We start from the raw sequence: 23,349 nt of genomic DNA, 5'->3' as shown, positions 1-23,349 counted from the left end.
GGCTGCCCTCGATTCGTCGGTGACAGTGACGACACTGTGACCGCAAAGTAACGTCCTGAGTTCCACTCGGCAACCGACAAATGATTTCGATCCGGCTACCTCCCGACGGAGCAGAGTTTCGGCCGGTCGCGTGTCAGGCTGACCTCGATGAACGATCAACTTCTTCCGTCGTCCTGGACCGTCTCCGAAGCGCGGAGCCTGACCGCCCAACTGCGCCAGGTGGCGCGCACGGGCGCGGAGTACGACGGGCTCGAGCTTTTCGGCGCGCTCACGGGCTATCTGGATCAGCTGTACGGCGGCGCCGGGTTCGACCGGTTGCTGTCGGCCCAGGAACTGGCCGCGATGGCCGAAGTCGTGCAACGGCTCCGTGGCCGGGCGCAGGATCCGGGCGACGACACGCTGGTGCGGCTCGATCAACCGGTGAACGCGGCCGTCACCCTCGCCGAGGGACGCAAGCTGGCGGGGGACCTGGCTGCGGCTGACGACTGGCCGGCAGAGCTGGGCAGGGCGCTACAGGGGCTGTACAGCTATCTAGACCACTTGTACGGCGGCCCGGGCGCTTTCACCGAACTTCTGACTCCCGACGAGCGGGATCAGGTGGCTCGGCGGACACCGAAGCGGTAACGGGCCAGACCTGGCGGTCCAGTTGGCACCATCGGGCCATTACGGTATGCGCGTGAGTTTCTCGTCCTCCACGCGTCCCTCCGCCCCCGGCGCCCGCGGTTCAGGCAAAGCACCGGTCGGTGGCTCGAACCGACTCCCCGCCAGCCGTGAACGCCGGCCCGCGCTGGCCGCTCTGGCGGTGATCCTGATCCTCCTCGGCGCGGCCGGCTCCGCCCTGATCACGGTGCGAAGCGGTGAGCGGCAGACGTACGTCGCGATCGGCGAGAAGGCGCTGCCGCCCGGAACCAAGCTCGACCGGAAGGACCTGGCCCGCGGCGACCTGGCCGGAACGACCGGCCCACTGATCCTGTGGTCCGAGCTCGAGAAGTACTCCGGCCACTACACGACCGGCTGGCTGTACCCCGGGCAGTACCTCACCAAGGGCAGCCTCAGCGACAAGCCCGCGATCCCCGACGGCGGCGCCCTCGTCGGCCTCAGCCTCGAGGCCGGTCGTGCTCCCTCGGAGCCGATCAGCGCCGGTGACATCGTCCAGGTGGTCCGCGTGCCCGCCGCCAACCAGGAGGCCGCCGTGCCGCAGGTCCTGGTCACCGCGGCCGAGGTGACGAACGTGGCCGGCGCGATCACCGACGCCAGGACGAAGGCGAACACCACGCTCAACGTGACCGTCTTGGTGCCGGCCTCGAAGCTGACCAGCGTGGCCGCGGCGGCCGCGTCCAAGACGCTGGTGATCGCGAAGTTGCCGCCGGCAACCAGGCCGGACCTCGCCCGCGGCAACGGGGGCGGTTGATGGCACTGGTCGCGATGGCGAGCGCGAAGGGCTCGCCCGGGGTGACGACTGCCGGCCTGGTGCTCGGCGCGCTCTGGCCCCGGCCGGTGCTGGTGGCCGAGTGCGATCCGGCGGGCAGTGACGTCGCGATCCGGATGACGGCACCCGGCGGTCAGCCGCTGAACTCCGACCGGGGCCTGGTCAGCCTGGCCGCCGCCAGCCGCAAGGGCCTGGGCGACGACGTGATCATGGCGCACAGCCAGCAGCTCGACGGCGGCCTGGACGTGATGATCGGCGTCCGCACGCCCGAGCAGATCGGCGGCATGGGCGGGCTGTGGCAGCCGCTCGGGATCACCTTCAACCAGATGTTCAGCGCGGACGTGATCGCGGACTGCGGCCGGATCGGTCCCGCGTCCCCGCAGCTTCCGCTGGTCCAGGCCGCCCGGATGGTCGTCCTGGTCTGTACCGCGACCGGCTCGTCCGTCGCGCACCTGCGTGAGCGGCTGTCCTCGCTGGTCCACCACGTCGACGCGAAGCTGGGTGTCATCGTGGTCGCGGACCCGAAGAAGCGCGACGGTGTGAAGCAGGTGTGGTCGGTGCTGGACGCGATGTCCGTACCGGTCCAGCACCGCTGGCACCTCGCCTACGACCCGGTCGGCGCCGCGTTCTTCGACGGCCGCGGCCAGGGCCGGCTCGACCGTACTCCGCTGATCCGTACGGCGAGCGACATCGCCGCGGAACTGGCCGCGCTGGTCGCCATGCCGACGCAGCACGACTTCGACATGGCCGAGGCGGCCTTCCCGCACGGTCAGGGTGGTCCGCACGGCGAGGGTGGTCCGGACAGTCTGGGTGGTCCGAACGGCGAGTGGGAGGGCCGATGAGCACCGACCAGGAGCTGGTCCGCAAGCTGCGGGTCCAGGTGGCCGAGCGGCTGAACGAGCAGCGCCGCCGGGACCAGGTGAACGGCGTACCGCCGATGAGCGCGGAGGACGAGCGCGAGTACGCGCGGTCCCTGATCGTCCAGGTGCTCGAGGACCACGCCCGGTACGAGCTGGCCGAGGGGCGGACGCCGCCCACGCCGGACGACGACGCGAAGATCGCCGGCGCGATCCACTCGGCCCTGTTCGGCGTCGGCCGGCTGCAGCCGCTGATCGACGACCCCGAGGTCGAGAACATCGACATCAACGGCTACGACCAGGTCTTCGTCCAGTACGGCGACGGCCGCGAGGAGATCCTCGACCCGGTGGCCGAGTCCGATGACGAACTGGTCGAGCTGGTCCAGGTGCTGGCCGCCCACGCCGGTCTGACCAGCCGCCCTTTCGACTCCGCCAACCCGCAACTGGACCTTCGGCTGCCCGACGGCTCCCGGCTGTCAGCGGTGATGGGCGTCACCGCCCGGCCAGCGGTCTCCATCCGGCGTGCGCGGCTCGGCCGGGTCTTCCTGCAGGACCTGGTTGCCAACGGCACCATGTCGGCCGACATCGCGTCCTTCCTCCGGGCGGCCGTCGCGGCCCGCAAGAACGTGATGATCGCCGGTGCCACGAACTCCGGCAAGACGACCCTGCTCCGCGCGCTGGCCAACGAGATCGCTCCGCACGAGCGGCTGATCACGGTCGAGCGCTCACTCGAACTCGGGCTCGGGGAGTTCAAGGACCTGCACCCGAACGTGGTCGCGTTCGAGGAACGGCTGCCGAACTCCGAGGGCGTCGGTGAGGTCTCGATGGCCGACCTGGTCCGCCGCTCGCTGCGGATGAACCCCTCCCGGGTGATCGTCGGTGAGGTGCTCGGCGACGAGATCGTGACGATGCTGAACGCGATGAGCCAGGGCAACGACGGCTCGCTGTCGACGATCCACTCGAACAGCTCGATGGAGGTGTTCAACCGGATCAGCACCTACGCGATCCAGGCGTCGGAGCGGCTGCCGATGGAGGCCACCCAGATGCTGATCGCCGGCGCGCTGGACTTCGTCGTCTTCGTCCGCAAGCACAACGACTACCAGCACGGCGGCACGTTGAGCCGGTACATCGAGAGCATCCGCGAGGTGACCGGCTGGGACGGCCGGGTGCTGTCCGGCGAGGTGTTCGCCCCGGGCGCCGACGGCCGCGCCGCCGCGCACGCGCCGATCGCCTGCATGGACGAGCTCGAACACTTCGGCTACCAGCCGCTGGTGCACGGACGTTGGGCGTGAGGTGAGCCGGAATGACTGACGACGCTTTGCTGTCGCTGATCTGCGGGGCGGTGGTCGGTGGTGCGCTCTTGCTGCTGGTCGTCGCGATCCGCGGGACCAGGCCGCGGGAGTCGACGCCGTCGCTGTTCAAGCGCAGCGGCAGTGCGGAGAACCGCAAGCACCTGATCCGCCTCGGTGCGGGCGTCGGTGTCGGGCTGGTCGTGCTCGTCGTGACCCGCTGGCTGGTGCTCGCCGCGGCTCTGGGGTTGCTGGCCGCGCTGGCCGACCGGTTCTTCGGCGGTACCGGCGAGGAGCGCCGCGCGATCGAACGGCTGGAGGCACTCGCCACCTGGACCGAGGCCCTGCGCGACACCATCGCGGGCGCGGTCGGCCTGGAGCAGGCGATTCCCGCGACCGCCGTGAACGCGGCTCCCGCGATCAAGCCCGGCCTGAACCTGCTGGTCGACCGGCTCCGGATCCGTGAACCGTTGCCCTCGGCCCTGATGCGGTTCGCGGACGACCTGGACGATCCCTCGGCCGACCTGATCGTCGCCGCGCTGGTGCTGAACGCCCGGCTGCGCGGACCCGGCCTGCGCGAGGTGCTCAGCGCCCTGGCGGACTCGGCCCGCGAAGAGCTCGACGTACGCCGGAAGGTGGCCGCCGAGCGCCGGTCCACCCGGCGCAGCGTCCAGGTGGTCGTCGCGATCACCCTGCTGGTGGCCGCCGCACTGATTCTCTTCAACCCGACCTACGTCTCGCCGTACACGAGTTTCGTCGGGCAGTTCGTGCTCTTCATCGTGATCGCCCTGTACGCCGTGGGCCTGGTCTGGCTGCGCAAGCTGGCCAAGATCGAGGTACCGGACCGGTTCCTGATCCGCAGTGACGACCGGCGCGCCCACCGGGCCGGCGACGACCGGATGGAGGTGGTGGGCGGATGACCGCGGCATTCATCACCGGCGGCATGGTCGGCCTCGGCGTGTACCTGCTCGTCCGGCTGTTCATCAAGCCCCGCGCCAACGTGCTCTCGACGATCGCGCGGATCGACGCCGGCCGCTCGGGGTACGTGAGTTCGGCCACCGCCAGCGCGGCGGGGGAGCGGGTGCTCGGCGGCATGGACCGGGCCAAGGCGACGCTCGGCCAGCGGCTGGAGGCCGAGGCGAACTCCCGCGGCTGGAACTTCGGCCGGCTGCGCCGCGACCTGGCGGTGATGAACCAGCCGTTCGCGGCGATGCTCGCGACCAAGGTGTTCTTCGCGCTCGGCGCGCTGGTCTTCATCCCGTTCGTGCTGTTCCTCTTCTCGATGCTGGGCTTCAGCGCTCCCGGGGCGACGCCGGCAATCGTGACGCTGGCGGCGATGGCGTTCGCGTTCTTCCTGCCCGACCTGGCGTTGCGGCAGGAGGCGGAAACGCGGCGGCGGGACTTCCGGCACGTGGTCGGCAGCTTCCTCGACCTGGTCGCGATGAACCTGGCCGGCGGCCGGGGTCTGCCCGAGGCGCTGATGACCGCTTCGACCATCGGCGACCACTGGGCGATGGCCAGGATCCGGCAGGCGCTGGCGAACGCGCGCCTGATCGGCATCACGCCGTGGGACGCGATGGCCCGCCTGGGCGACGATCTCGGGGTCGAGGAACTGCGCGATCTCGCCTCCGCGCTGGCCCTGGCCGGCGACGAGGGCGCCAAGATCCGGGCCTCGCTGCTGGCCCGGGCCGCGTCGCTGCGGCGCAAGGAGCTCGCGGACGTCGAGGGCAAGGCAGGTGAACGCTCACAGTCCATGCTGGTCGCCCAGTTGGTGATGTGTGCTGCGTTCATGCTGTTCCTCGGCTACCCTGCGGGCGCGGCGATCCTCGGCAGTTAGCAATCCCGGGTCCCGGGAACGAGGGATCCGTCCAGCATTTCTGTCCGTCGTAGAGGGCATACTGAGGCCTGATCAGGTCTCATCACTGGGAAGGTAGACCGGATGAACGTGGAAACGCAGTTCGTGCGCGCGATGGTCGGCTACGCGCTGGCGCGGGCCCACAACCAACGCAACCGGGCCGCTCGCCGCGGCCGCAACGAGCTCGGGGCGTCCGCGCTGGAGTGGGCGATCATCTCGGCCATCCTGGTCGCCGCGGCGCTGGCGATCGGCCTGGTGGTGCGGGGCGTGATCGACCGGCGTACGGGCGAGATCCAGAACGGCTGAGGAGTTGCCGCGGTCAGGTGCGCGTGATCGGCGCCGGTCCGAGCGGGGCGCGACGTCGCTGGAACTGGCGATCCTCGCTCCGTCGATCCTGGCGCTGATCTTCGTCTCGATCCAGACCGCCCTGTGGCTGTACGGCCGGTCGGTCGCGCTGAACGCGGCGCAGGAGGGTGTCTCGCGGCTCCGGCTGGTCCAGCCGCCGGTCTACACGACGGCGGTCGGCGAGCAGGTCCGCGCCGACGTCGAGGCGTACGCCCAGCAGTTGGGCGGCAACACCTTGGGCGACGCCGAGGTCGCGTCCCCGGCGTACAACAATCCCGAGGGCATGGTGTCGTTCACGGTCACCGGCAAGACCATCTCGCTGGTGCCAGGCCTCACCCTCGAGGTCAGCCGGACCGCCACCGGCCCGATAGAAGAGTTCGAAGCCGACAAGTGAGTGAGGCATGAAACCCCTGGGGACGCACCGCCCACGCGCTTCTCGCGCCCTGCTCACCTCGGGCGTGCGCGCAGCCACCCGCCACGCCCCGCGCGGTGAGCGGGGGACCATGGCGTTGGAGATGGTGATTCTCGCCCCCATTCTCCTGATCCTCTTCATGTTCCTGCTCGCCTGCGGGCGGTATTTCCAGACGTCCTCCCTGCTCGAGAACGCAGCCCGCGACGGCGCCCGCTCAGCCAGCCAGACGCGGTCCCTCGCCGAGGCCCAGAGCCAGGTCGACGACGCCGTCACCCGGACCATGGAGCAGGCGGTCCAGTCCTGCAAGGACACCGCCGGAGGCTCCATCACCACCGCCTTCGCCGCGGGCTCGACGCTGTCCGTCGAGGTGACCTGCACGATCAACTACCGCGACCTCGGCCTGCTCGGTATCGGCGGCGACACCAGGATCACCAAGAAGTTCAGCTCGTCCATCGACCCCTACCGAGGTGTCCGCGATGGCGACCAACCCTGACCGGCCGGCGCGGTTGCGCGAGTTCCTCCGAGTGGATGCCCCCGGCAACCAGCGCGGCGCGCTCAGCCCGGCCGTCGCGATCCTCGCGGTGATGATCTTCACCCTCGCCGGCCTGGTCATCGACGGCGGCCGCCAGCTCGGCGCGAAGTCCCGCGCCGTCGGCTACGCCCAGGAAGCGGCTCGCGTCGGCGCCGCCACCATCGAGCTGAACACCTCCGAAGCCAAGATCGACACCGCCAAAGCCGGTACGGCGGTCGCCGCCTTCTGCGCCGAGGTCACCTCCAACGACCCGGCCGTCCGGCAGTGCGGCACCACCGAGATCACCGACGAGAGCCTCCAGGTCCAGGTGGTCATCGGCAACAAGACGATCTTCCTCGGCATGGTCGGCATCGACCACCTCGACGCCTCCGGCATCGGCGAGGCGCACGCCGAACAAGGCATCAACAAGGCCGACGAAAGCCCCCAGATCCCCCCGATCGTCGTCAACCCCACCCTCGACGGCCCCGGCGTCTCCACCGGCCCCGCGAACCCGCCGACCCTCGATCTGCCGTGCCCGAGCTGGACCATCGGCTCACCGACGCCAAGGTGGACACTGACACCCTTCCCGTTCCCCGCGACGTGCACTCCGAGCATCACGCCGTCGCCGTCACCCACCGACGGAACGCCGCCCACGGGCACACCGCCGACGACCACGCCGGGCACACCGCCGACCTCCGGCGGCGGCGCGCCCGCAGGACCGGCCCAGCAACAGAACTCACTACCGCCGGGATCCGGCCGATGATCCCGTCATCCCTGAAGGAGTCCCCGTCGTGCGACGTCTAGGCGCTCCAGCCCTCCTGCTGGCCGCAACCCTCGTCCTGGCCGGCTGCGGCGGCCCGGAAACCAACAAGGGCGGCATGCCAGAACCAGCAGGCGGAGGCGACCCCAGCACGAGCACCGGCAACACCCCGAGCACCACCCCCAGCGCCGAGCCGACGACCGAGCCCACCGCCCCGGCGACCACCGCAGCCCCACCCCGCAAGGCCCAAGTGATCGTCGTTCCGGGGAACTACGCCGAAAACCCCGCCGTCCAAGGCCTCGTGAAGAACTACCCGATCTACTTCAGCGCGCTGGTGGCTCGGGACGCGGACATCGTGAAGAAGGCCTTTCCGGCGTACTTCTACGCCGATGTCCAGCTCGGTATCGACGAGGCCAAGCGCAGCGGCTGGGTGATGAGGCCGCCGGGCAGCGTTGTTGTCATGGGCATCAAGCAGGAGAAGTTCGGCGTGGTGCGCGTCCAGACCTGCCGCTCGCAGACCACGCAGTACTGGGATCCGAAGGCCAAGCAGTGGGCGCTGTCGGGCGCCAAGGGCGTACCCCAGGCGCTGGACATGATCGAGACGGGATTGGGCTGGACGATGTACAAGATCGCGCCGGCAGGCAAGCTCAGCTGCTCGAAGGTGCGCTTTCCGGCCTAGGACAGAACACGAATCGTGATTCACGGGGAGTGGTGAAGGCACCGATTGGCGGGCATGATGCCCCTGGTCGAAGGTAACCTGCGGGTACGACGAGACTGTGGAGTGAGGATGCGGAACCGAGTGGGTCGCGGGCTGATCGCCCTGACCGCCGTGCTCGCCCTGGTGATGACCGTTCCCGCGTCGACCGCGATGGCGGACGGCGGCATCACCACCCAGGTCGGGAACAAGTCGTGCAGCATGTACGTCAACTCGAACGGCTTCGGCGCCTACTGCAGTTCGGGGCAGACGCTGGCCGGATTCGGTGGCGAGATCCCCACCTGGCGCGAGCGGCTCGGAGCGCGCATCTTCATCCCGTGTCGCGACTTCCCGGTGCCGCTGGGGATCTCCCTGCCGGCTGCGCCCGAGGGCAAGACCTGGGTGTTGCGGCTGACGATCGTCGACTACGACCTGAACACCACCGACGGCGGGAACAAGGTGCACGTCGAACGGATGATGGTGCCGGTCTCGGAGGCGGAGAAGGACCAGTGCCCGAGCCGGGGCTACATGGACCCGTTCTGGGACACGTTCCACGACACGTACCCGGCGCCCGCGCTGCAGGTCAAGCCGACCTACACGCCGAGGGTCAACGTACCGGCGTACTTCTCACTGACCAGGGAGAGTTCGATCGTGCTCAAGACCGGCGCGACCGAAGCAGCCAACCCGAACAGCGCCTACTGGTCCGGCAACCGCAACCTGACGATGCGGGCGATGGTCGGCCAGATGACCGTGGACCCGGGCGACGGCACCCCGCCGTTCACCTGCCTGATGGGGACGGGGCGCGCGGACGACGACTACGACGGCTACGACGACACCAGTGACCCGTACCACCAGATGAGCACGTGCAAGCACGTCTACAAGCGGTCCAGCGCGAGCCAGCCGGACTCGATGTACACGGTGAAACTGACGATCACCTGGGACGTCACGTACTGGGCCGGAACAGGAATCTGGAACCCGCTCGGCTCGGCGAACGTGACGGCGATTCAGCGGCTGCCGGTGCAGGAAGTTCAGGCTATCGGTGGGTAAGGGTGGGGCGATGGAGGGACGACGATGGTGAAGACGAGTGAGCCGGTTCGGGCCGCGCGGTTGCCGCAGCCGGCTGGTGGTGGTGCGGGTGACCGGCTGAAGGGGCTCGTGTCGCTGCTGGCGATCCTTGCGATCGTCGGCGGGGTTCCGTACGTGCTGCTGCGCTACTTCGGCACCCCCTGGCCCGACCGGATGCCGAACCGGGACGTGCTGTTCAGCGAGTTGAGCATCGAGACGGTGCTCGGCATCATCGCGTTCTTCATCTGGCTCGCCTGGGCGCACTTCGTCATCTGCCTGATCGCCGAGGTGGTCGCGGAGATCCGCGGCCATGGCCTGTCGCCGCGGATCCCGCTCGGTGGCGGTTCGCAGACCCTGGCCCGCCGGCTGGTCTCGGGCGTCGTCCTGATCGCCGGCGCCGCGAGCGTCACCCTGCCGGTGGCGAACGCGGTCACCCCGGCCGGCGTCGGTACGCCGACCTCCATCAGTGTGGCCCAGGACAACGACAACGGCTCGCGGGACACGTTCCGCCAGACCGAGCCCCGCAGTACGGTGCTGAGCGGGAACTCCAAGACCTCGCACACCCACACCGGCGTACGGACGAACAACGACGAGGCCGGGCAGGTCGTCAAGTACACCGAGGTCCGCCCGCCGCAGGGCCGGAACTACGACTGCCTGTGGGACATCGCCGAGCGCTACCTGGGGGAGGGGCGCCGGTACAAGGAGATCTACGACCTCAACAAGAACAAGTTGCAGCCGGACGGCCGTCGCCTGACGAACCCCGACCTGATCCTGCCGGGCTGGCAGGTGCGCCTGCCCGCGGACGCGAAGGGCGCGGGCGTCCACACGGTTCGCGTCAACGTGGACCACAACGGCCCGGCCGGTACGACGGGCACCAAGACCACCACCGGAACCAAGACCTCCACAGGCACGAAGACCTCGACGGGCACGAAGACCGGCGGCGTCGAGCAGGGTACGACCGGCACGGGGAGCCGCTGGTTCGAGGAGCAGGGCGTCGAGAAGGGCTCGTCGATCGAGATCGGCAGCGCCACGGGCGACCCGACCGCCAAGACCGCGAAGCCCGAGCCCGGCAAGGTCGCTCCGCACGAGCCCGGTACGACGGGCGCCCAGCCGGGTGATCCCGCCGCGGGTGGCACGAAGGTGGTCCCGGTGGCCGATCCGGTGGCCGAGACCGGCGGATTCGACGCGACAGAGGCCGGGATCTACGGCTTCGGCGCCACTCTGCTCGCTGCCGGCCTCGCTCTGGCTCTGAGGCGTCGTCGTGGATGGGCCCAGGGGCCTGGTCCGAAGGCGGCCGGGCATCGCCAGACCGAGGTCGGTCTGCGGCTGGCGTCCGACGTACCGACGGCTCAGTTCGTCGACAACGCGCTGCGGCTGCTCGGCGCGACCCTGACCGACGAGAACCGGCCGGTGCCGACCGTGGTCGCCGCGCTGGTCTCCGAGCGGGCCCTGACGTTGGTGCTGGACCCGGGGGAGAGCCACACCGCGCCGCCCGCGCCGTGGCAGGCCGTTGCCAACGGCACCCGTTGGGTACTGCGCCGCGCCTACGCGCCGGAGGGTGAGGTCGACGCGCCCGCGCCGTACCCGACTCTCGTCACGCTGGGCCGGAACGCCGACGGCGCGATCGTGATGGTGGACCTGGACACGGCCAACGGCATCGTCAGCTTCGGTGGCGTCAACAACGCGTCCCGCGACGTGGTTGGCTCGCTGGCCGCCGAGCTCGCCACGAACCTGTGGTCCGAGGGCGCGCACGTGAGCATGGTCGGCTTCGGCGACGACCTGTCCTCGCTGGCGCCGAGCCGGCTCAGCTACTGGGTGAAGCTCGAGGACGCGCTGAACGAGGTCACCCGCCGTACGGACGCACAGGTCCAGGCTTGCGGCCGGCGTAGCGCATCGTCGGTCGCCGACGCGCGGATGGCGCACCCGGACCCGGCGCTGTGGGGTCCGGAGATCATCTTCGTGTCCGCGCCGCCGTCGCCCGAGGAGGAGCAGCAACTCGCCCGGCTCGCGGCGGATCCGAAGCGTTGTGTCGCGGTGGTCGTGGTCGGCGACGTGATGGATTCGCCCTGGCGGTTCGTGGTGGACGAGAAGAACCAGGCGGTCTGCCGGCTGCTCGGGCTCGAGGTCGATGCCCACAGCATCAACCCGGCCCAGTTCGCGGATCTCATCGCGCTGTTCGAGGTGGCTGAGAGCGAGGCGCTGGACAAGCGCCGGGCGGAGCAGGACATGCCCGCCTACGAGTTCTCCTCCGCCGACCTGTCCCAGGCGGCACCGGTCGAGGTCGACCTGCTCGGCCCGGTCGAGGTGGACGCCCGCGGCACGATCGACCCGGGCCGGATCCAGCTGTCGACGGAGATCGTCGCGTTCCTGGCCAGCCAGGACTACGGCGTACACCCGAACGTGCTGGCCGGGGCCATCTGGCCGCGCGGCATCAGCGACGAACTGCGCAACGCGGCGCTGGAGCACACCCGCAACTGGCTCGGCCTGGACGCCATGTACGCCGACGAGTCCGGCCGCTGGCTGCTGAACCGCAGCATCGTCCGGGTGGACTGGGACGTGTTCCGCACGCTCGCCAAGCAGGCGTCGATGATGGACGACCCGCGCGGCCCGCTCTCGACGGCGCTGAGCCTGGTGCACGGCCAGTCCTGGTCCAGCCTGCCCGCCGGCCGGTACTCCTGGCTCGCAGCCTCCGGCATCGAGCGCAAGATGGCCGAGGCCGTCGTGGACGCGTCCCTGCGCCTCGCAGAGGCCAGCCTGCGCCACAACGACGGCAACCTCGCCCGTACTGCGCTTCAGACCGGCCTGAGCTTCTCGCCGTCCTCTGAGGACCTCTGGCGAGCCACCCTCCGCCTGGCGGCCCACTTCGGCAGCACCGCGGACGTCACGAACGTGGCGGGTCAGATGTACACGGCCCTTACCAAGCACGGCGGCCCCCGCGGCCCAGAGGCCGAGACCGACGCCCTGGTCGACGAACTGCTCCCGGGCTACCACCGCCCGGCAGCGGTCGCGTAATACGGCCAACAGAAACGGTCCGGAAGGAAACCTCTTCCGGACCGTTTCGCTTGTCTGCGATCAGAGGCTGTTGGCCGCCCAGGTGTCGCAGGAGTTCATGTCGCCCGAGTCCATGCCGACCTTGAACCACTTCATCCGCTGTTCGGCGGTGCCGTGGCTGAAGCTCTCGGGGTTGACCTGGCCCTGGGTCTTCTCCTGGATCCGGTCGTCGCCGACGGAAGCGGCGGCGTCGAGGCCGCGGACGATGTCGTCCTCGGTCAGGCCGGAGATGAAAGTCTTGCCGTTCTGGTCCGGAATCGTCGTCGCGTGGTTGGTCCAGATGCCGGCCAGGCAGTCGGCCTGCAGTTCCGAGCGGACCGCGTCCGAGGTCGGGCCCTGCCGGGTCTTGATCTGGCCGAGGATGCCGTAGAGGTTCTGGATGTGGTGCCCGTACTCGTGCGCCACGACGTACGCCTCGGCGAAGTCGCCGCCCTTGGCGCCCAGATCGGTCTGCAGCGTCTCGAAGAAGCCCAACTCCAGGTAGACGCGCTTGTCGGGTGGGCAGTAGAACGGCCCGACCGCGGCGGTCGCGGGGCCACAACCCGTGTTCACCGAGTTACTGAACACGCGCATGGGCGCCCGGGTGTACTTCTTGCCGCGCCGGGGAAGCTCGGCGGCCCAGAAGCCCTCGATCGAGTTCTGGTAGAAGACGAACCGGCAGTCCTTGTTCGCGGCGAGGTCCTTGCCGGTCTCACAGGAACTCAGGTTGCCTGGCGCCGTGTTCTGCGCTGCCGGCTCGTCACTGCCGCCTCCGCCCGGCAGGCCGCCGTTCAGCAGCAGAATGACGACCAGCAGGATGATGCCGCCGATGCCGCCGCCCACCGGGATTCCCATCCCGCCGGGGAGCATTCCACCGCCGCCACCGCTACCTCGCGTGTCTTCGACACCACTGGTGTCCAAGTCGGCGTCTGGGTTGAATTTCACAGCACATACACTAGACCTCGGTGCGGGAACAGGCCGTCTTGTGACGTGGCGTCGCCGGCCCGCCCTTTTTCATGCACCCGACCCTGAGGACCCTGCTCCGCCATGATCACTGTCTCCAACCTCGAGGTACGCGTCGGGGCCAGGCAACTGCTCTCGCCTGCGTCGTTCCGCGTCGGCCCGGGGGACAAGGTGGGCCTGGTCGGACGCAATGGCGCCGGCAAGACGACGCTGACCAAGATCCTGGCCGGCGAGGGACTGCCCGCGTCCGGGTCGGTCACCTCGTCGGGGGAAATCGGTTACCTGCCGCAGGACCCGCGCACCGGCGACCTCGAAGTACTGGCCCGGGACCGGATCCTGGCCGCGCGCGGGCTGGACGAGGTGGTCCGGCGGATGCGCAACGCGGAGAAGTCGATGGCCAGCGCGGACGACAAGACCCGCGAGAAGGGCATGCGGCGCTACGAGCGGGCCGAGGCCGACCTGCACGCGGCCGGTGGCTACGCGGCCGAGTCCGAGGCGGCCCGGATCGCGGCGAACCTCGGCCTCCCGGAAAGGGTGCTGGGGCAACCACTGGGCACCCTGTCAGGTGGTCAGCGGCGACGGGTCGAGCTGGCCCGGATCCTGTTCGCCCAGGCGGAGACGCTGCTGCTGGACGAGCCGACCAACCACCTGGACGCCGACTCCGTGGTCTGGCTGCGGGACTTCCTGAAGGGGTATCCGGGTGGCGTGATCATGATCAGCCACGACGTGAACCTGTTGGAGGAGACCGTCACCCGGGTGTTCCACCTGGATGCGAACCGGGCCGAGATCGACGTCTACAACGTCGGCTGGAAGGCCTATCTGTTGCAGCGCGAGACCGACGAGCGCCGCCGCAAGCGCGAACGGTCGAACGCGGAGAAGCAGGCGTCGCAACTGGTCGCCCAGGCGAACAAGATGCGCGCCAAGGCGACCAAGGCGACCGCGGCCCAGCAGATGCTGAAGCGGGCCGAGAAGTTGATGTCGTCGCTCGAGGACGAGCGCGCGTCGGACCGCGTCGCCAAGATCGTGTTCCCGACCCCGGCCTCGTGCGGCAAGACGCCGCTGATGGCCAAGGAGTTGTCGAAGTCGTACGGGTCGCTGGAGATCTTCACCGACGTGGACCTGGCGATCGACCGCGGCTCGCGGGTCGTCGTACTGGGCCTGAACGGCGCGGGCAAGACCACCCTGCTGCGGGTGCTGTCCGGGATCGAGAAGTCGGACACCGGCGAGGTGATCGACGGGCACGGCCTCAAGCTCGGGTACTACGCGCAGGAGCACGAGACGCTCGACGTGAACCGGACCGTGCTGGAGAACATGAAGACGGCGGCTCCGGACCTGAATGAGACCCAGGCCCGGTCGGTGCTCGGGTCGTTCCTGTTCACCGGCGACGACGCGGACAAGCCGGCCCGGGTGCTCTCGGGTGGCGAGAAGACCCGGCTCGCGCTGGCGACGCTGGTGGTCTCGGCCGCGAACGTGCTGCTGCTCGACGAGCCCACCAACAACCTCGACCCCGCGTCGCGGACCGAAGTACTGAACGCGATTCGTTCCTACACCGGCGCGATCGTCCTCGTCACCCACGATGAGGGTGCCGTCGAGGCGTTGGAGCCCGAGCGGGTGCTGCTCCTTCCCGACGGTGTCGAGGACCTGTGGACGAACGACTACGCCGACCTGGTGTCGCTCGCCTGAGTGCTTTTCCACAGGTGATCCGGACCGCGGGGAAAGGGGGTCCGGTTCGCGTATGTTCACTGGCATGACGGATCTCGGACTGCGGTTGACGGTGGACGGGCCAGTCGCCCGGGTGGTGCTGGACCGGCCGGAGGTGCGCAACGCGCAGACTCCGGCGATGTGGCGGGCGTTGGCGGACTTCGGTACTGCGTTGCCGCCGGACGTGCGCGTGGTCGTCGTGTCGGGGGAGGGGCCCTCGTTCTCGGCCGGGCTGGATCGCAAGCTGATCATGGGCGAGCCGGTGGACGGGGAGGAGCCGCTGCTCACTCTCGGGGCCAAGCCCGCGGCGCAGGTGCACGAGGCGATCGCCGGGTTCCAGGCGGGCTTCTCCTGGTTGCGGCGGCCGGAGATCGTGAGCATCGCCGCTGTGCAGGGGCATGCGGTGGGCGCCGGGTTCCAGTTGGCGCTGGCGTGTGACCTGCGAGTGGTGACGCCGGACGTCAGGTTCAGCATGCGGGAGCCGGCGCTCGGGCTGGTGCCGGACCTTGGTGGCACGCAGCCGCTGGTGCAACTCATCGGGTACTCGCGTGCGCTGGAGATCTGCGCGACGTCCCGCTGGGTCGAGGCGGCGGAGGCCCGCGAGCTCGGGCTGGCCAACATCGTCGTACCGGCCGAGGATCTGGCCGGTACGGTGAAAGACTTGTCCGAGGCGTTGCTGTCGCCGCTGGCGGGCGCGGTACGGGAGACGAAGGCGTTGCTGCTGGGCGCGGCGGACCGGTCGTACGAGGATCAGTTGAAGGCCGAGCGGGAGGCGCAGACCCGGCGGCTGCAGGAGTTGGTGGCGGCGTTCGGCTAGGTCCCGGCGCGGCGGGAAGTTTTGACCGACCTCAACTGTTGTCAAGGTTGACGAGTGGATTGCGGGGAGGGGACCGGATGTCTTCAGGAATGCGAATGGGCGGTGGCGGCGGCAGCGCGATGAGCTGGCGGCGGCAGGACGCGTCGGTGGTTGATCGCAAGCTGGCCAAGGGCACGCTCAAGCGCATCCTGCGGTTCGCCAAGCCGTTCCGGTGGCAGATCACCGGGTTCCTGGTGCTGGTGGTGATCTCGGCGTTCCTGGTGATCGCCTCACCGCTGCTGTTCAAGAAGATCGTCGACGACGGCATCAGCAAGGGCAACGCGGGGCTGGTGACGTCGCTGGCCCTGTTGGTCGCGCTGCTCGCGATCGTCGAGGCCGGGCTCGGCCTGTGGCAGCGCTGGTTCTCCGCGCGCATCGGTGAGGGCCTGATCTACGACCTGCGGACCAAGGTGTTCGCGCACGTGCAGCAGATGCCGGTCGCCTTCTTCACCCGCACCCAGACCGGAGCGCTGGTCTCCCGGCTGAACACCGACGTCATCGGCGCCCAGCAGGCCTTCACCTCGACGCTGTCCGGCGTCGTCTCCAACGTCATCAGCCTGATCCTCGTGGTCGGCGCGATGCTGCTGCTGAGCTGGCAGTTGACGGTCGTCGCGATCCTGCTGCTGCCGGTCTTCCTGCTCCCCGCGCGCTATCTCGGCCGCCGGCTGGCGGCGATGACCCGGGAGCAGATGCAGCTGAACGCGGACATGTCGACGGCGATGACCGAGCGGTTCAGCGTCGGCGGCGCCCTGCTGGTGACGCTGTTCGGCCGCCCGGAGATCGAGAACCGGGAGTTCGGCGAGCGGTCGGGCCGGGTCCGCGACCTGGGCATCCGGATCGCGATGCTCGGCCGGGTGTTCTTCACCGCGCTGACGCTGGTCGCGGCGCTCGCGACCGCCCTGGTGTACGGCGTCGGCGGCAACCTCGCGGTCCGCGAGACCCTGACGATCGGCACGCTCCTCGCGCTGGTCGCGTTACTCGGTCGGCTCTACGGCCCGCTGACGGCGCTGTCCAACGTGCGGGTCGACGTGATGACCGCGCTGGTGTCGTTCGAGCGGGTCTTCGAGGTGCTCGACCTGGAGCCGATGATCAAGGACGCCGACGAGGCCCGGGATCTGCCGGCCGGCGCGTCGACGGTGTCGTTCGACCACGTGTCATTCGCCTACCCGACCGCGGAGCAGGTCTCGCTGGCCAGCCTGGAGTCCGTCGCGGTGCTCGACAAGCGGGTGTCGTCGCAGGTGCTCGACGACGTCAGCTTCAACGTCGAGGCCGGGCAGATGGTTGCCCTGGTCGGGCCTTCGGGGGCCGGCAAGACCACCATCACCAACCTGGTGGCCCGGCTGTACGACGTGACCGGCGGTGCGGTCCGCATCGGTGGTGAGGACGTCCGGGACGTGACGTTGCGGTCGCTGCACGACGCGATCGGTTACGTCACCCAGGACGCGCACATGTTCCACGACACGATCCGGGCGAATCTCGCGTATGCGAAGCCTGACGCGACGGACGAGGAGATGGCGGACGCGCTCCGCTCCGCGCAGGTGTGGGAGTTGGTGTCGTCCTTGCCGGACGGGCTGGACACGGTCGTGGGGGATCGCGGTCACCGGCTGTCCGGTGGTGAGCGCCAGCGTCTCGCGATCGCCCGGCTGCTGCTGAAGGCGCCGCGCATCGTCGTACTGGACGAGGCGACGGCTCATCTGGACTCGGAGTCGGAGGTCGCGGTCCAGTTGGCGCTCGACACCGCGCTGGAAGGACGGACGTCGCTGGTGATCGCGCACCGCCTGTCGACCGTGCGGAACGCCGACCAGATCCTGGTGGTTGACCACGGCAACATCGTCGAACGCGGCACGCACGAGGAACTGCTCGCACTGGACGGCGAGTACGCCGACCTGTACCACACCCAGTTCGCCGAGTCCGGCACAGCCGCAGGCGTCTAACCGCCCGACCGGGTAGCGTTTTGTCCTGACGTGAGGGGAGGGCGCGATGCTCAAGCTCGCCCTGGTGGTAGGCGCCGGCTACACCGGCTACAAGCTCGCCTACAACTCAGAAGACGGCCGCCACTACGGCAAAGTAGGCGAACACTCCTTGAGAGCCAGCCTCTCCCTACTCTTCGCCGCCTTAGCCGGCGGAGTCACCTACGCGGTCCTACTACTCAACTGAGTCTCTGGCCGAGGCCCGCTCGAGCCGCGGCTCCTGCGCCGCTGAGCCGCGAGCTGGGGACGGGGTGGGCCGGCCTGCTCAGCGGTGCGGGGCTGTGAGCAAGCAACCTGACAACTCCTGCGAGCTTGCTCGCGTGCTCAGGGGCAGATTTGGGCTCCGTGAGCGCGAGACCAGCCACGCGCCCACGGAGTACGGGAGTTACTTCCTCGTCTTCTGTTCCTCGTGTTCGAGTAGATGAAGAACCGGCACACCGAGGTGCCGGCGAGCCGAGTTGGTCCAGTCGAGGTGGAAGAACTCGGCAACGATGTGCGGCCTGGTCAAGATGATGACCTCCTGCCCGCCGACCTTCTCGACCGTCGCCGTCAGCGCGTCGATCGGCCGGTCGTGCGAGATCCCGCCCTCGGCCTGCTGACCGAGATCGCGCAGCCGCTGAACACTCCGACCGGTGCAGTCCCTCGCCTCGCTGTCGATCGCCTTCTGCGCCTCGGCGAGTTCCTCGCGCTGGTCGACGAGACCTGGTCCGTAGAGGTCCGCGGTACCCAGCGCGCTGATGGACGCCTCCACGCCGGCCTCGGCGTTGTGACACGGGACGAGCACGTGGTACTTCACCGGCTCAGGCATGTCCTGGTGCAGTTCGACGACACGCTTGGCGTCGGGTTCGGTCAGTTCCTGCTCCACGAGCAGTACGACGTCGTACATCTCGGTACCTCCGGTTTCTACCAGTCGGTATGCCTCCATCATGCCTCCGCGACGGGCAGAATGGCGGCATGCAGCTACCCGTGATGCCGCCGGTCAAGCCGATGCTGGCGAAACCGATCAAGCAGATCCCGGACGGGAACGTCAGCTTCGAGCCGAAGTGGGACGGTTTCCGCTCCATCATCTTCCGCGACGGCGACGACGTGGAGATCGGCAGCCGCAACGAGAAGCCGATGACGCGGTACTTCCCGGAACTGGTCGAGGCGATCAAGGCGAACCTGCCCGAGCGCTGTGTGATCGACGGCGAGATCGTGCTGGTCGGCTCAACCGGCGACCGGCTGGACTTCGAGATGCTGCAGCAGCGGATCCACCCGGCCGCTTCCCGGGTCAAGATGCTCTCCGAGACCGTCCCGGCACGTTTCGTGGCGTTCGACCTGCTGGCGCTGGGCGACACGGACTACACCGAGCGCCCGTTCGCCGAGCGGCGGGTCGCGCTCGAGCAGGCGCTGGAGAAGTCCGCGGCGCCGATCCACCTGACCCGGACGACGACCGACAAGGCCGTCGCGACCGAGTGGTTCCACCAGTTCGAGGGCGCCGGGCTGGACGGGGTGATCGCGAAGCCGCTCGACGGGATGTACGAGCCGGACAAGCGGACCATGTTCAAGATCAAGCACGAGCGGACCGCGGACTGCGTGGTCGCCGGCTACCGCGTGCACAAGAGCGGCGAGAACCGGGTCGGGTCGTTGCTGCTCGGCCTCTACAACGCCGAGGGTGTGCTCGCCAGCGTCGGCGTGATCGGCGCGTTCCCGATGGCGCGACGCGAGGAACTCTTCGAGGAGATGCAGGAACTGGTCACGGATTTCGACGACCATCCGTGGGCCTGGGCCAAGCAGGAGGAAGGCAACCGGACGCCGCGCAACGCCGAGGGCAGCCGGTGGCAGGCGGGGAAGGACTTGAGTTTCGTGCCGCTGCGGCCTGCGCGGGTGGTCGAGGTGAAGTACGACCACATGGAGGGCGTCCGCTTCCGGCATACCGCTCAGTTCGTCCGGTGGCGCGAGGATCGGACGCCGGAGTCGTGCACGTACGAACAGCTCGAGGAGCCGGTGAAGTTCGACCTGGCCGACGTGCTCACCGCCAAACCCTGATGCCCGTACTGCGTAGTCGTCGGCTGGCGAGGTTGGTCAACTGACCGCCGGTCTATGGCCGAGCACGCGGGCAAGCTCGCAGGTGTGACCCGGGCCGGTGCCATCGGTGGCCGATCGGAGGATGCCGAGGGCGGGTTGTGTCCAGACGCCTGTCACCTTGGCCGGCGACAGGCCGTCGGACTGTGCAACGTGGCGATCGGCTTCCACGCGAACCTGCGTAGTACGGGGGACTGACGACTGACCGTGCTGGACAGTGACCGGGGGTCCACGGACAATCTCGGTATGACATCGGCGAGGCTGGAGTTAGGGCGCCCGTCGGATGCCGAACGGGATCGAGCGCTGGCGATCCTGCGCGACGGCGCCGGCTCGGGCCGGCTGTCGCATGACACCTTCATCCGCCGGATGAACTTCGTCCTCCGCGCTCAAAGCCGCCGAGAACTAGCCGACGCCACGAACGACCTACCCCGCGAAGAACCGCGCCTGGTCCAACTGCTCCACCGCCTGGTCGCCCACATCCCGCGCATCACCCTCACCCCACGCTCCGCGAACCCCGCGCTCCGGCTCCCCGGCCTGACCCTCCCACCGCCCGGCTCCCCGACGGTCCGCATCGGCCGCGGCCCAGGCGCCACCCTGCGCATGGCCGACATCTCCGTCTCCCGCTTCCACGCCGAACTCCGCCCCACAGAAGACGGCTGGCTCCTCCGCGACCTGGGCTCCATGAACGGCACCTACCTCAACGGCCTCCGCATCACCACCCCCACCCAAGTCCGAGCCGGCGACCACGTCCGCTTCGGCTCAACCTCATACCGCCTAACCTGGTCAGACACCCGCTAGTCCTACTCGTCCAACCTCAACTCGTTCGCGAGCTCGGACAGCGCCTGCTTTCGCTCGGCATCCACCTTGCGACTGAGCTCGAGTACGTCGGACAGTCGCACCCAGTCGACGTACTGGCTGGAGCGCGACGGAATGCGCCCTTGCCCGATGTACAGCCGGAGTTCGTCCCGTCCCATCTCGACGGCGTCAGCTGCCTCGTCCACCGGCAGTTCTTGTCTCAGTGCCGTCACCTGCACCGCGAGCCCACGCTCGGCCGCCGCCTGCACAAACTCAAGCACCTCGAACAGCTCGGCAGACACTGACAGCTGCCTGCCCCCGCGGTCCACCGTGGAGCGCTCCGCAGCCGCTCCACCGGTGAGAAGAAAGACCTCAGGCCTGCTAGGCATCACGTCCATCCGCGAAGTCTACGAGCGACGTCCGTCTCTCGCTGGCCGTTGTCCACAGGCTTAGAGTTCCTTGTCGGTGCCCTTCTCGGCGCCCTGTGGGGCTTTGCGCGCTTCGGGTGTTGCTGCAGGTGCTTCAGTGGCTCCGCCGGCCGGGGCTACTCCGTCGAAAGCGGCGGACGTCGCAGACTTCTCCGCCTTGCCGCCGGTCTGCTGCAGGCTGGTACTGCGCTGGTCCGGCGGCAGCGCCGCGTTGAAGCTCTGTGCGAAGCCCTTCAAGTCGTTCTGTTTGGCCATCTTGTCGACCAGCGCCGCGAGCGAGTTCGGCTCGCGGTCGGTGCGGCTGATCATCTCGTTCATCGCGGCGACCGTCCGCTCGGGGTTGTCGCTGAGGAGACGGTTGAGGAATGCGGAGGTCTTCTCGACCTGCATCGCGTGCGGACCGCTGCTCGGCGGGTCGAAGTCCTTCACGTTCTCCGTCACCAGCACGGTTGACTGCGAATGCACCGCGGCCGCGAGGACATGCTTGTCCTTGGCATCGGCCTGCATCGCAGGCATGAGGTGCTCGTAACCGCTGACCATGGCCTGCGGGAAAGCTCTGTTCATCTGATCGAGTCGGCGGTCGATCGCTTGCTCGGACAGCTTCGGTGGCCGGTTACGACGCACCTCGTCCAAGACTTCGGCCGACCAGCGAGGCTCGAACGCGCCCTTGTCCGCCAGCGTGAGGAGGATGTCTGTCTGCAGGTGCCCCCGAAGCACATTCGCATCGAGGAAGGCTTGGCGCTCCGGCTCCGGCATGCGCGGGCCCTACCGATCCTGCTCGCCGGTCTGAAAGTCGTCATCGTCGTCGTAGATCGATTCGTTGAGCATCTCGTCGAGGGCGCTGCGGCGCTGGGCCTTCAAGCGCTGGCTGAAGGCGAGCACGTGCTCGAGTTGCACCCAGTCGGTGTGCTCTGTGGAGCGGAACGGGATCGCGCCTTCGGCGGCGTAGGCGCGTAGGTCGCGGCGGGACATGCCGATCGCGCCGGCTGCTTCGTCGATGGGTAGCTCGTGTCGCAAGGCGGTGACCTGGACGGCGAAGCCCTTGAGCATGGCTGCTTCGACGAACTGCATCGCTTCGTAGACCCCCACAGGAATCTCCCGCCGTACGCCGTCAGGCCCCACCAGCGCGGGGCCGTCCGGTGTCAGCCGGCGGTCTTGGTCGGCGAGCAGGAAGACCTCGGACTGACTCGGCAGAACGTCCATGGCTGGAATTCTAGAGTGAGGACCAGCCCATCGCCGGGCGTCGTCCACAGGCCCGGCGGGTCAGGGCTGGAGGATCTTGGGGTGGGCGGCTGGGTTGGTGGGCCACCAGGGGCGCGGGGCGGCGTGGGCGGTGATGGTGGTGGCGTAGGTGTCTATGAAGGCTTGGTGGATCAGGTTGATTTCTTCTTGAGGTGTGTGGTCGGCGCGCCAGCGGAGGGCTCGGCGCCAGAGGAGGGGTTGGCCGGTCAGGGGGAGGACGACGGTGCCGGGGATCTCGCGGACCGTGGGGGCACACAGGCTGATACCGCGGCCGGCGCCGATCAGTTGTTCGATCTCCGCGGTGTCGAGGTTGGCGTAGCGGAACTCAGGGGTGAAGCCGACCGCCTCGCACGCGTCGCGGAGGAAGGCGAGGTCGCCGTCTTCCTTGCCCGCGGGTGGGCAGATCCAGATGTCGTCGGCCAGGTCGGCGAGGTTCACCGAGGACTCGCCGGCCAGCCGGTGGTCGATGGGGAGGGCGACGGCGAAGGGCTCGGGGTAGACCATCGTCTGCTCGCGAATGCCCGGCGGGCAGGGTGGGGAGTGGGCGTCGTCGCAGCGGCCGAGCATCACCACGTCGACCACGCCGGCCGCCAGCAACTCAGTCAGTACTGCGCACGACGGGTCCACCTGCGTCGTGATCTCCCGCCCCGGCAGGAGTTCCTCCAAGCGGGATAACCACCCGCCGAACATCACCGTGCGGACCGACCCCAGCCGCAGTACTGCGGACGGGGTCGTATAGCGGCGGCTGGAGCCCACCAGGTCGTCCATATCCGCGAGCATCGCCCGCGCCCGGCCCAGTACGTGCTTGCCCAGGGGAGTGGCCACCACGCCGTACGGGCCTCGGTCGAACAGCGAGCCGCCGATGGCGTCCTCGATCCGGTGGAGCTGGGCCGTGAGGGAGGGCTGCGAGACGCCCAGAGCGGCGGCGGCCTTGGAGACGCTGCCGGTGTCCGCGAGGCGGCAGACCACCCGCAAATGGCGTAATTCCAGCTCCATAGCGGTGAGGTTATGCCCTGCTGGGATATCACAGCCATAACTCGCAGGTGTCAATCTCTTCGAACAGAGGACGACTGGAGTTCATCC

General features: G+C 68.9%; 25 protein-coding genes. 19 read left to right on the top strand and 6 right to left on the bottom strand.

The features are described 5' to 3' along the window. Nucleotides 1-147 precede the first annotated feature (147 nt). From ABD255_RS13580 to ABD255_RS13520, 13 genes are all read left to right on the top strand, one after another. A complete protein-coding gene (locus tag ABD255_RS13580; RefSeq protein ID WP_344213557.1) occupies nucleotides 148-624 on the top strand; it encodes a hypothetical protein in 477 nt (158 codons plus the stop codon). A gap of 52 nt (nucleotides 625-676) precedes the next feature. Beyond that, the gene (locus ABD255_RS13575) at nucleotides 677-1,411 is read left to right on the top strand and encodes a hypothetical protein (protein WP_344213555.1); all 735 of its coding nucleotides are present in this window, start codon (nucleotides 677-679) and stop codon (nucleotides 1,409-1,411) included. Then, on the top strand, nucleotides 1,411-2,271 hold the full coding sequence (locus ABD255_RS13570) for a CpaE/TadZ family protein (RefSeq protein ID WP_344213553.1): 861 nt from the start codon (nucleotides 1,411-1,413) through the stop codon (nucleotides 2,269-2,271). The genes ABD255_RS13575 and ABD255_RS13570 overlap by 1 nt, the downstream gene beginning before the upstream one ends. Beyond that, nucleotides 2,268-3,578, top strand: a complete 1,311-nt coding sequence (locus ABD255_RS13565) for a TadA family conjugal transfer-associated ATPase (protein WP_344213551.1) — start codon at nucleotides 2,268-2,270, stop codon at nucleotides 3,576-3,578. Before ABD255_RS13570 ends, ABD255_RS13565 begins: the two co-directional genes overlap by 4 nt. Nucleotides 3,579-3,589: 11 nt before the next feature. Next, complete coding sequence (locus ABD255_RS13560) at nucleotides 3,590-4,495, top strand: type II secretion system F family protein (protein ID WP_344213549.1); 906 nt, start codon at nucleotides 3,590-3,592, stop codon at nucleotides 4,493-4,495. Then, the gene (locus tag ABD255_RS13555) at nucleotides 4,492-5,412 is read left to right on the top strand and encodes a type II secretion system F family protein (RefSeq protein WP_344213547.1); all 921 of its coding nucleotides are present in this window, start codon (nucleotides 4,492-4,494) and stop codon (nucleotides 5,410-5,412) included. Before ABD255_RS13560 ends, ABD255_RS13555 begins: the two co-directional genes overlap by 4 nt. Nucleotides 5,413-5,514: 102 nt before the next feature. After that, entirely contained in the window at nucleotides 5,515-5,736 is a 222-nt protein-coding gene (locus ABD255_RS13550; RefSeq protein ID WP_344213545.1) for a hypothetical protein, read from the top strand. Between the two features lie 4 nt (nucleotides 5,737-5,740). Then, the gene (locus ABD255_RS13545; RefSeq protein WP_344213543.1) at nucleotides 5,741-6,169 is read left to right on the top strand and encodes a TadE/TadG family type IV pilus assembly protein; all 429 of its coding nucleotides are present in this window, start codon (nucleotides 5,741-5,743) and stop codon (nucleotides 6,167-6,169) included. Between the two features lie 7 nt (nucleotides 6,170-6,176). After that, nucleotides 6,177-6,680 (top strand): TadE/TadG family type IV pilus assembly protein, encoded by a 504-nt coding sequence (locus ABD255_RS13540; protein ID WP_344213539.1) that lies wholly within the window; start codon nucleotides 6,177-6,179, stop codon nucleotides 6,678-6,680. Further along, nucleotides 6,664-7,461 (top strand): TadE/TadG family type IV pilus assembly protein, encoded by a 798-nt coding sequence (locus tag ABD255_RS13535; protein ID WP_344213537.1) that lies wholly within the window; start codon nucleotides 6,664-6,666, stop codon nucleotides 7,459-7,461. The genes ABD255_RS13540 and ABD255_RS13535 overlap by 17 nt, the downstream gene beginning before the upstream one ends. Before the next feature lie 28 nt (nucleotides 7,462-7,489). Next, a complete protein-coding gene (locus ABD255_RS13530; RefSeq protein WP_344213535.1) occupies nucleotides 7,490-8,137 on the top strand; it encodes a hypothetical protein in 648 nt (215 codons plus the stop codon). A gap of 108 nt (nucleotides 8,138-8,245) precedes the next feature. Next, entirely contained in the window at nucleotides 8,246-9,199 is a 954-nt protein-coding gene (locus ABD255_RS13525; protein WP_344213533.1) for a hypothetical protein, read from the top strand. 24 nt (nucleotides 9,200-9,223) lie between these two features. Then, nucleotides 9,224-12,229 carry an AfsR/SARP family transcriptional regulator gene (locus ABD255_RS13520; protein WP_344213531.1) on the top strand — a complete coding sequence of 1,002 codons (3,006 nt, stop codon included), beginning with the start codon at nucleotides 9,224-9,226 and terminating at the stop codon, nucleotides 12,227-12,229. A 60-nt stretch (nucleotides 12,230-12,289) separates the two neighbouring features. Here ABD255_RS13520 and ypfJ read toward each other — a convergent pair whose 3' ends face one another. Further along, nucleotides 12,290-13,192, bottom strand: coding sequence for a KPN_02809 family neutral zinc metallopeptidase (gene ypfJ, locus ABD255_RS13515; RefSeq protein ID WP_344213529.1), 903 nt, complete (start codon nucleotides 13,190-13,192; stop codon nucleotides 12,290-12,292). Between the two features lie 102 nt (nucleotides 13,193-13,294). Here ypfJ and abc-f point away from each other — a divergent pair, with 102 nt between their 5' ends. From abc-f to ABD255_RS13495, 4 genes are all read left to right on the top strand, one after another. Beyond that, a complete protein-coding gene (abc-f, locus tag ABD255_RS13510; protein ID WP_344213527.1) occupies nucleotides 13,295-14,893 on the top strand; it encodes a ribosomal protection-like ABC-F family protein in 1,599 nt (532 codons plus the stop codon). Nucleotides 14,894-14,957: 64 nt separating this feature from the next. Next, entirely contained in the window at nucleotides 14,958-15,728 is a 771-nt protein-coding gene (locus ABD255_RS13505; RefSeq protein WP_344213526.1) for an enoyl-CoA hydratase/isomerase family protein, read from the top strand. A 77-nt stretch (nucleotides 15,729-15,805) separates the two neighbouring features. Beyond that, on the top strand, nucleotides 15,806-17,701 hold the full coding sequence (locus tag ABD255_RS13500) for an ABC transporter ATP-binding protein (protein ID WP_344213524.1): 1,896 nt from the start codon (nucleotides 15,806-15,808) through the stop codon (nucleotides 17,699-17,701). 46 nt (nucleotides 17,702-17,747) lie between these two features. Beyond that, the gene (locus ABD255_RS13495; protein ID WP_344213522.1) at nucleotides 17,748-17,924 is read left to right on the top strand and encodes a hypothetical protein; all 177 of its coding nucleotides are present in this window, start codon (nucleotides 17,748-17,750) and stop codon (nucleotides 17,922-17,924) included. 198 nt (nucleotides 17,925-18,122) lie between these two features. On the opposite strand, the gene ABD255_RS13490 is transcribed toward ABD255_RS13495, so the two are convergent. Then, nucleotides 18,123-18,662 (bottom strand): hypothetical protein, encoded by a 540-nt coding sequence (locus ABD255_RS13490; RefSeq protein ID WP_344213520.1) that lies wholly within the window; start codon nucleotides 18,660-18,662, stop codon nucleotides 18,123-18,125. Nucleotides 18,663-18,691: 29 nt separating this feature from the next. Between ABD255_RS13490 and ABD255_RS13485 the strand changes: the two genes are divergently transcribed. Together ABD255_RS13485 and ABD255_RS13480 are read left to right on the top strand one after the other, a co-directional pair. Continuing rightward, nucleotides 18,692-19,765, top strand: a complete 1,074-nt coding sequence (locus tag ABD255_RS13485; protein ID WP_344213518.1) for an ATP-dependent DNA ligase — start codon at nucleotides 18,692-18,694, stop codon at nucleotides 19,763-19,765. Nucleotides 19,766-20,047: 282 nt separating this feature from the next. Continuing rightward, entirely contained in the window at nucleotides 20,048-20,599 is a 552-nt protein-coding gene (locus tag ABD255_RS13480) for an FHA domain-containing protein (RefSeq protein WP_344213516.1), read from the top strand. A gap of 2 nt (nucleotides 20,600-20,601) precedes the next feature. Here ABD255_RS13480 and ABD255_RS13475 read toward each other — a convergent pair whose 3' ends face one another. Genes ABD255_RS13475 through ABD255_RS13460 form a run of 4 tightly spaced genes read right to left on the bottom strand, consistent with a single transcriptional unit; the run spans nucleotide 20,602 to nucleotide 23,262 of the window. Next, nucleotides 20,602-20,994, bottom strand: a complete 393-nt coding sequence (locus tag ABD255_RS13475) for a hypothetical protein (protein WP_344213515.1) — start codon at nucleotides 20,992-20,994, stop codon at nucleotides 20,602-20,604. Nucleotides 20,995-21,045: 51 nt separating this feature from the next. Further along, nucleotides 21,046-21,780: a PIN domain-containing protein gene (locus tag ABD255_RS13470; RefSeq protein ID WP_344213513.1), complete on the bottom strand. Its 735-nt coding sequence runs from the start codon at nucleotides 21,778-21,780 to the stop codon at nucleotides 21,046-21,048. A 9-nt stretch (nucleotides 21,781-21,789) separates the two neighbouring features. After that, on the bottom strand, nucleotides 21,790-22,227 hold the full coding sequence (locus tag ABD255_RS13465; protein WP_344213511.1) for a hypothetical protein: 438 nt from the start codon (nucleotides 22,225-22,227) through the stop codon (nucleotides 21,790-21,792). Nucleotides 22,228-22,287: 60 nt separating this feature from the next. Beyond that, nucleotides 22,288-23,262, bottom strand: a complete 975-nt coding sequence (locus tag ABD255_RS13460; protein ID WP_344213509.1) for a LysR family transcriptional regulator — start codon at nucleotides 23,260-23,262, stop codon at nucleotides 22,288-22,290. Nucleotides 23,263-23,349 lie beyond the last annotated feature (87 nt).

It is taken from the genome of Kribbella sancticallisti (genome assembly GCF_039530625.1).
GTDB classification, from domain to species: domain Bacteria; phylum Actinomycetota; class Actinomycetes; order Propionibacteriales; family Kribbellaceae; genus Kribbella; species Kribbella sancticallisti.
This window is presented reverse-complemented; position numbering and strand designations above follow the sequence as displayed.

Coding starts and splice junctions, on each gene's coding strand:
- ABD255_RS13485 (WP_344213518.1), top strand. CDS start 18,692: ATGCAGCTACCCGTGATGCCGCCGGTCAAGCCGATGCTGGCGAAACCG.
- ABD255_RS13470 (WP_344213513.1), bottom strand. CDS start 21,780: ATGCCGGAGCCGGAGCGCCAAGCCTTCCTCGATGCGAATGTGCTTCGG.
- ABD255_RS13490 (WP_344213520.1), bottom strand. CDS start 18,662: ATGGAGGCATACCGACTGGTAGAAACCGGAGGTACCGAGATGTACGAC.
- ABD255_RS13480 (WP_344213516.1), top strand. CDS start 20,048: ATGACATCGGCGAGGCTGGAGTTAGGGCGCCCGTCGGATGCCGAACGG.
- ABD255_RS13535 (WP_344213537.1), top strand. CDS start 6,664: ATGGCGACCAACCCTGACCGGCCGGCGCGGTTGCGCGAGTTCCTCCGA.
- ABD255_RS13460 (WP_344213509.1), bottom strand. CDS start 23,262: ATGGAGCTGGAATTACGCCATTTGCGGGTGGTCTGCCGCCTCGCGGAC.
- abc-f (WP_344213527.1), top strand. CDS start 13,295: ATGATCACTGTCTCCAACCTCGAGGTACGCGTCGGGGCCAGGCAACTG.
- ABD255_RS13580 (WP_344213557.1), top strand. CDS start 148: ATGAACGATCAACTTCTTCCGTCGTCCTGGACCGTCTCCGAAGCGCGG.
- ABD255_RS13560 (WP_344213549.1), top strand. CDS start 3,590: ATGACTGACGACGCTTTGCTGTCGCTGATCTGCGGGGCGGTGGTCGGT.
- ABD255_RS13505 (WP_344213526.1), top strand. CDS start 14,958: ATGACGGATCTCGGACTGCGGTTGACGGTGGACGGGCCAGTCGCCCGG.
- ABD255_RS13570 (WP_344213553.1), top strand. CDS start 1,411: ATGGCACTGGTCGCGATGGCGAGCGCGAAGGGCTCGCCCGGGGTGACG.
- ABD255_RS13500 (WP_344213524.1), top strand. CDS start 15,806: ATGTCTTCAGGAATGCGAATGGGCGGTGGCGGCGGCAGCGCGATGAGC.
- ABD255_RS13540 (WP_344213539.1), top strand. CDS start 6,177: ATGAAACCCCTGGGGACGCACCGCCCACGCGCTTCTCGCGCCCTGCTC.
- ABD255_RS13475 (WP_344213515.1), bottom strand. CDS start 20,994: ATGGACGTGATGCCTAGCAGGCCTGAGGTCTTTCTTCTCACCGGTGGA.
- ABD255_RS13555 (WP_344213547.1), top strand. CDS start 4,492: ATGACCGCGGCATTCATCACCGGCGGCATGGTCGGCCTCGGCGTGTAC.
- ABD255_RS13465 (WP_344213511.1), bottom strand. CDS start 22,227: ATGGACGTTCTGCCGAGTCAGTCCGAGGTCTTCCTGCTCGCCGACCAA.
- ABD255_RS13565 (WP_344213551.1), top strand. CDS start 2,268: ATGAGCACCGACCAGGAGCTGGTCCGCAAGCTGCGGGTCCAGGTGGCC.
- ABD255_RS13525 (WP_344213533.1), top strand. CDS start 8,246: ATGCGGAACCGAGTGGGTCGCGGGCTGATCGCCCTGACCGCCGTGCTC.
- ABD255_RS13520 (WP_344213531.1), top strand. CDS start 9,224: ATGGTGAAGACGAGTGAGCCGGTTCGGGCCGCGCGGTTGCCGCAGCCG.
- ABD255_RS13550 (WP_344213545.1), top strand. CDS start 5,515: ATGAACGTGGAAACGCAGTTCGTGCGCGCGATGGTCGGCTACGCGCTG.
- ABD255_RS13495 (WP_344213522.1), top strand. CDS start 17,748: ATGCTCAAGCTCGCCCTGGTGGTAGGCGCCGGCTACACCGGCTACAAG.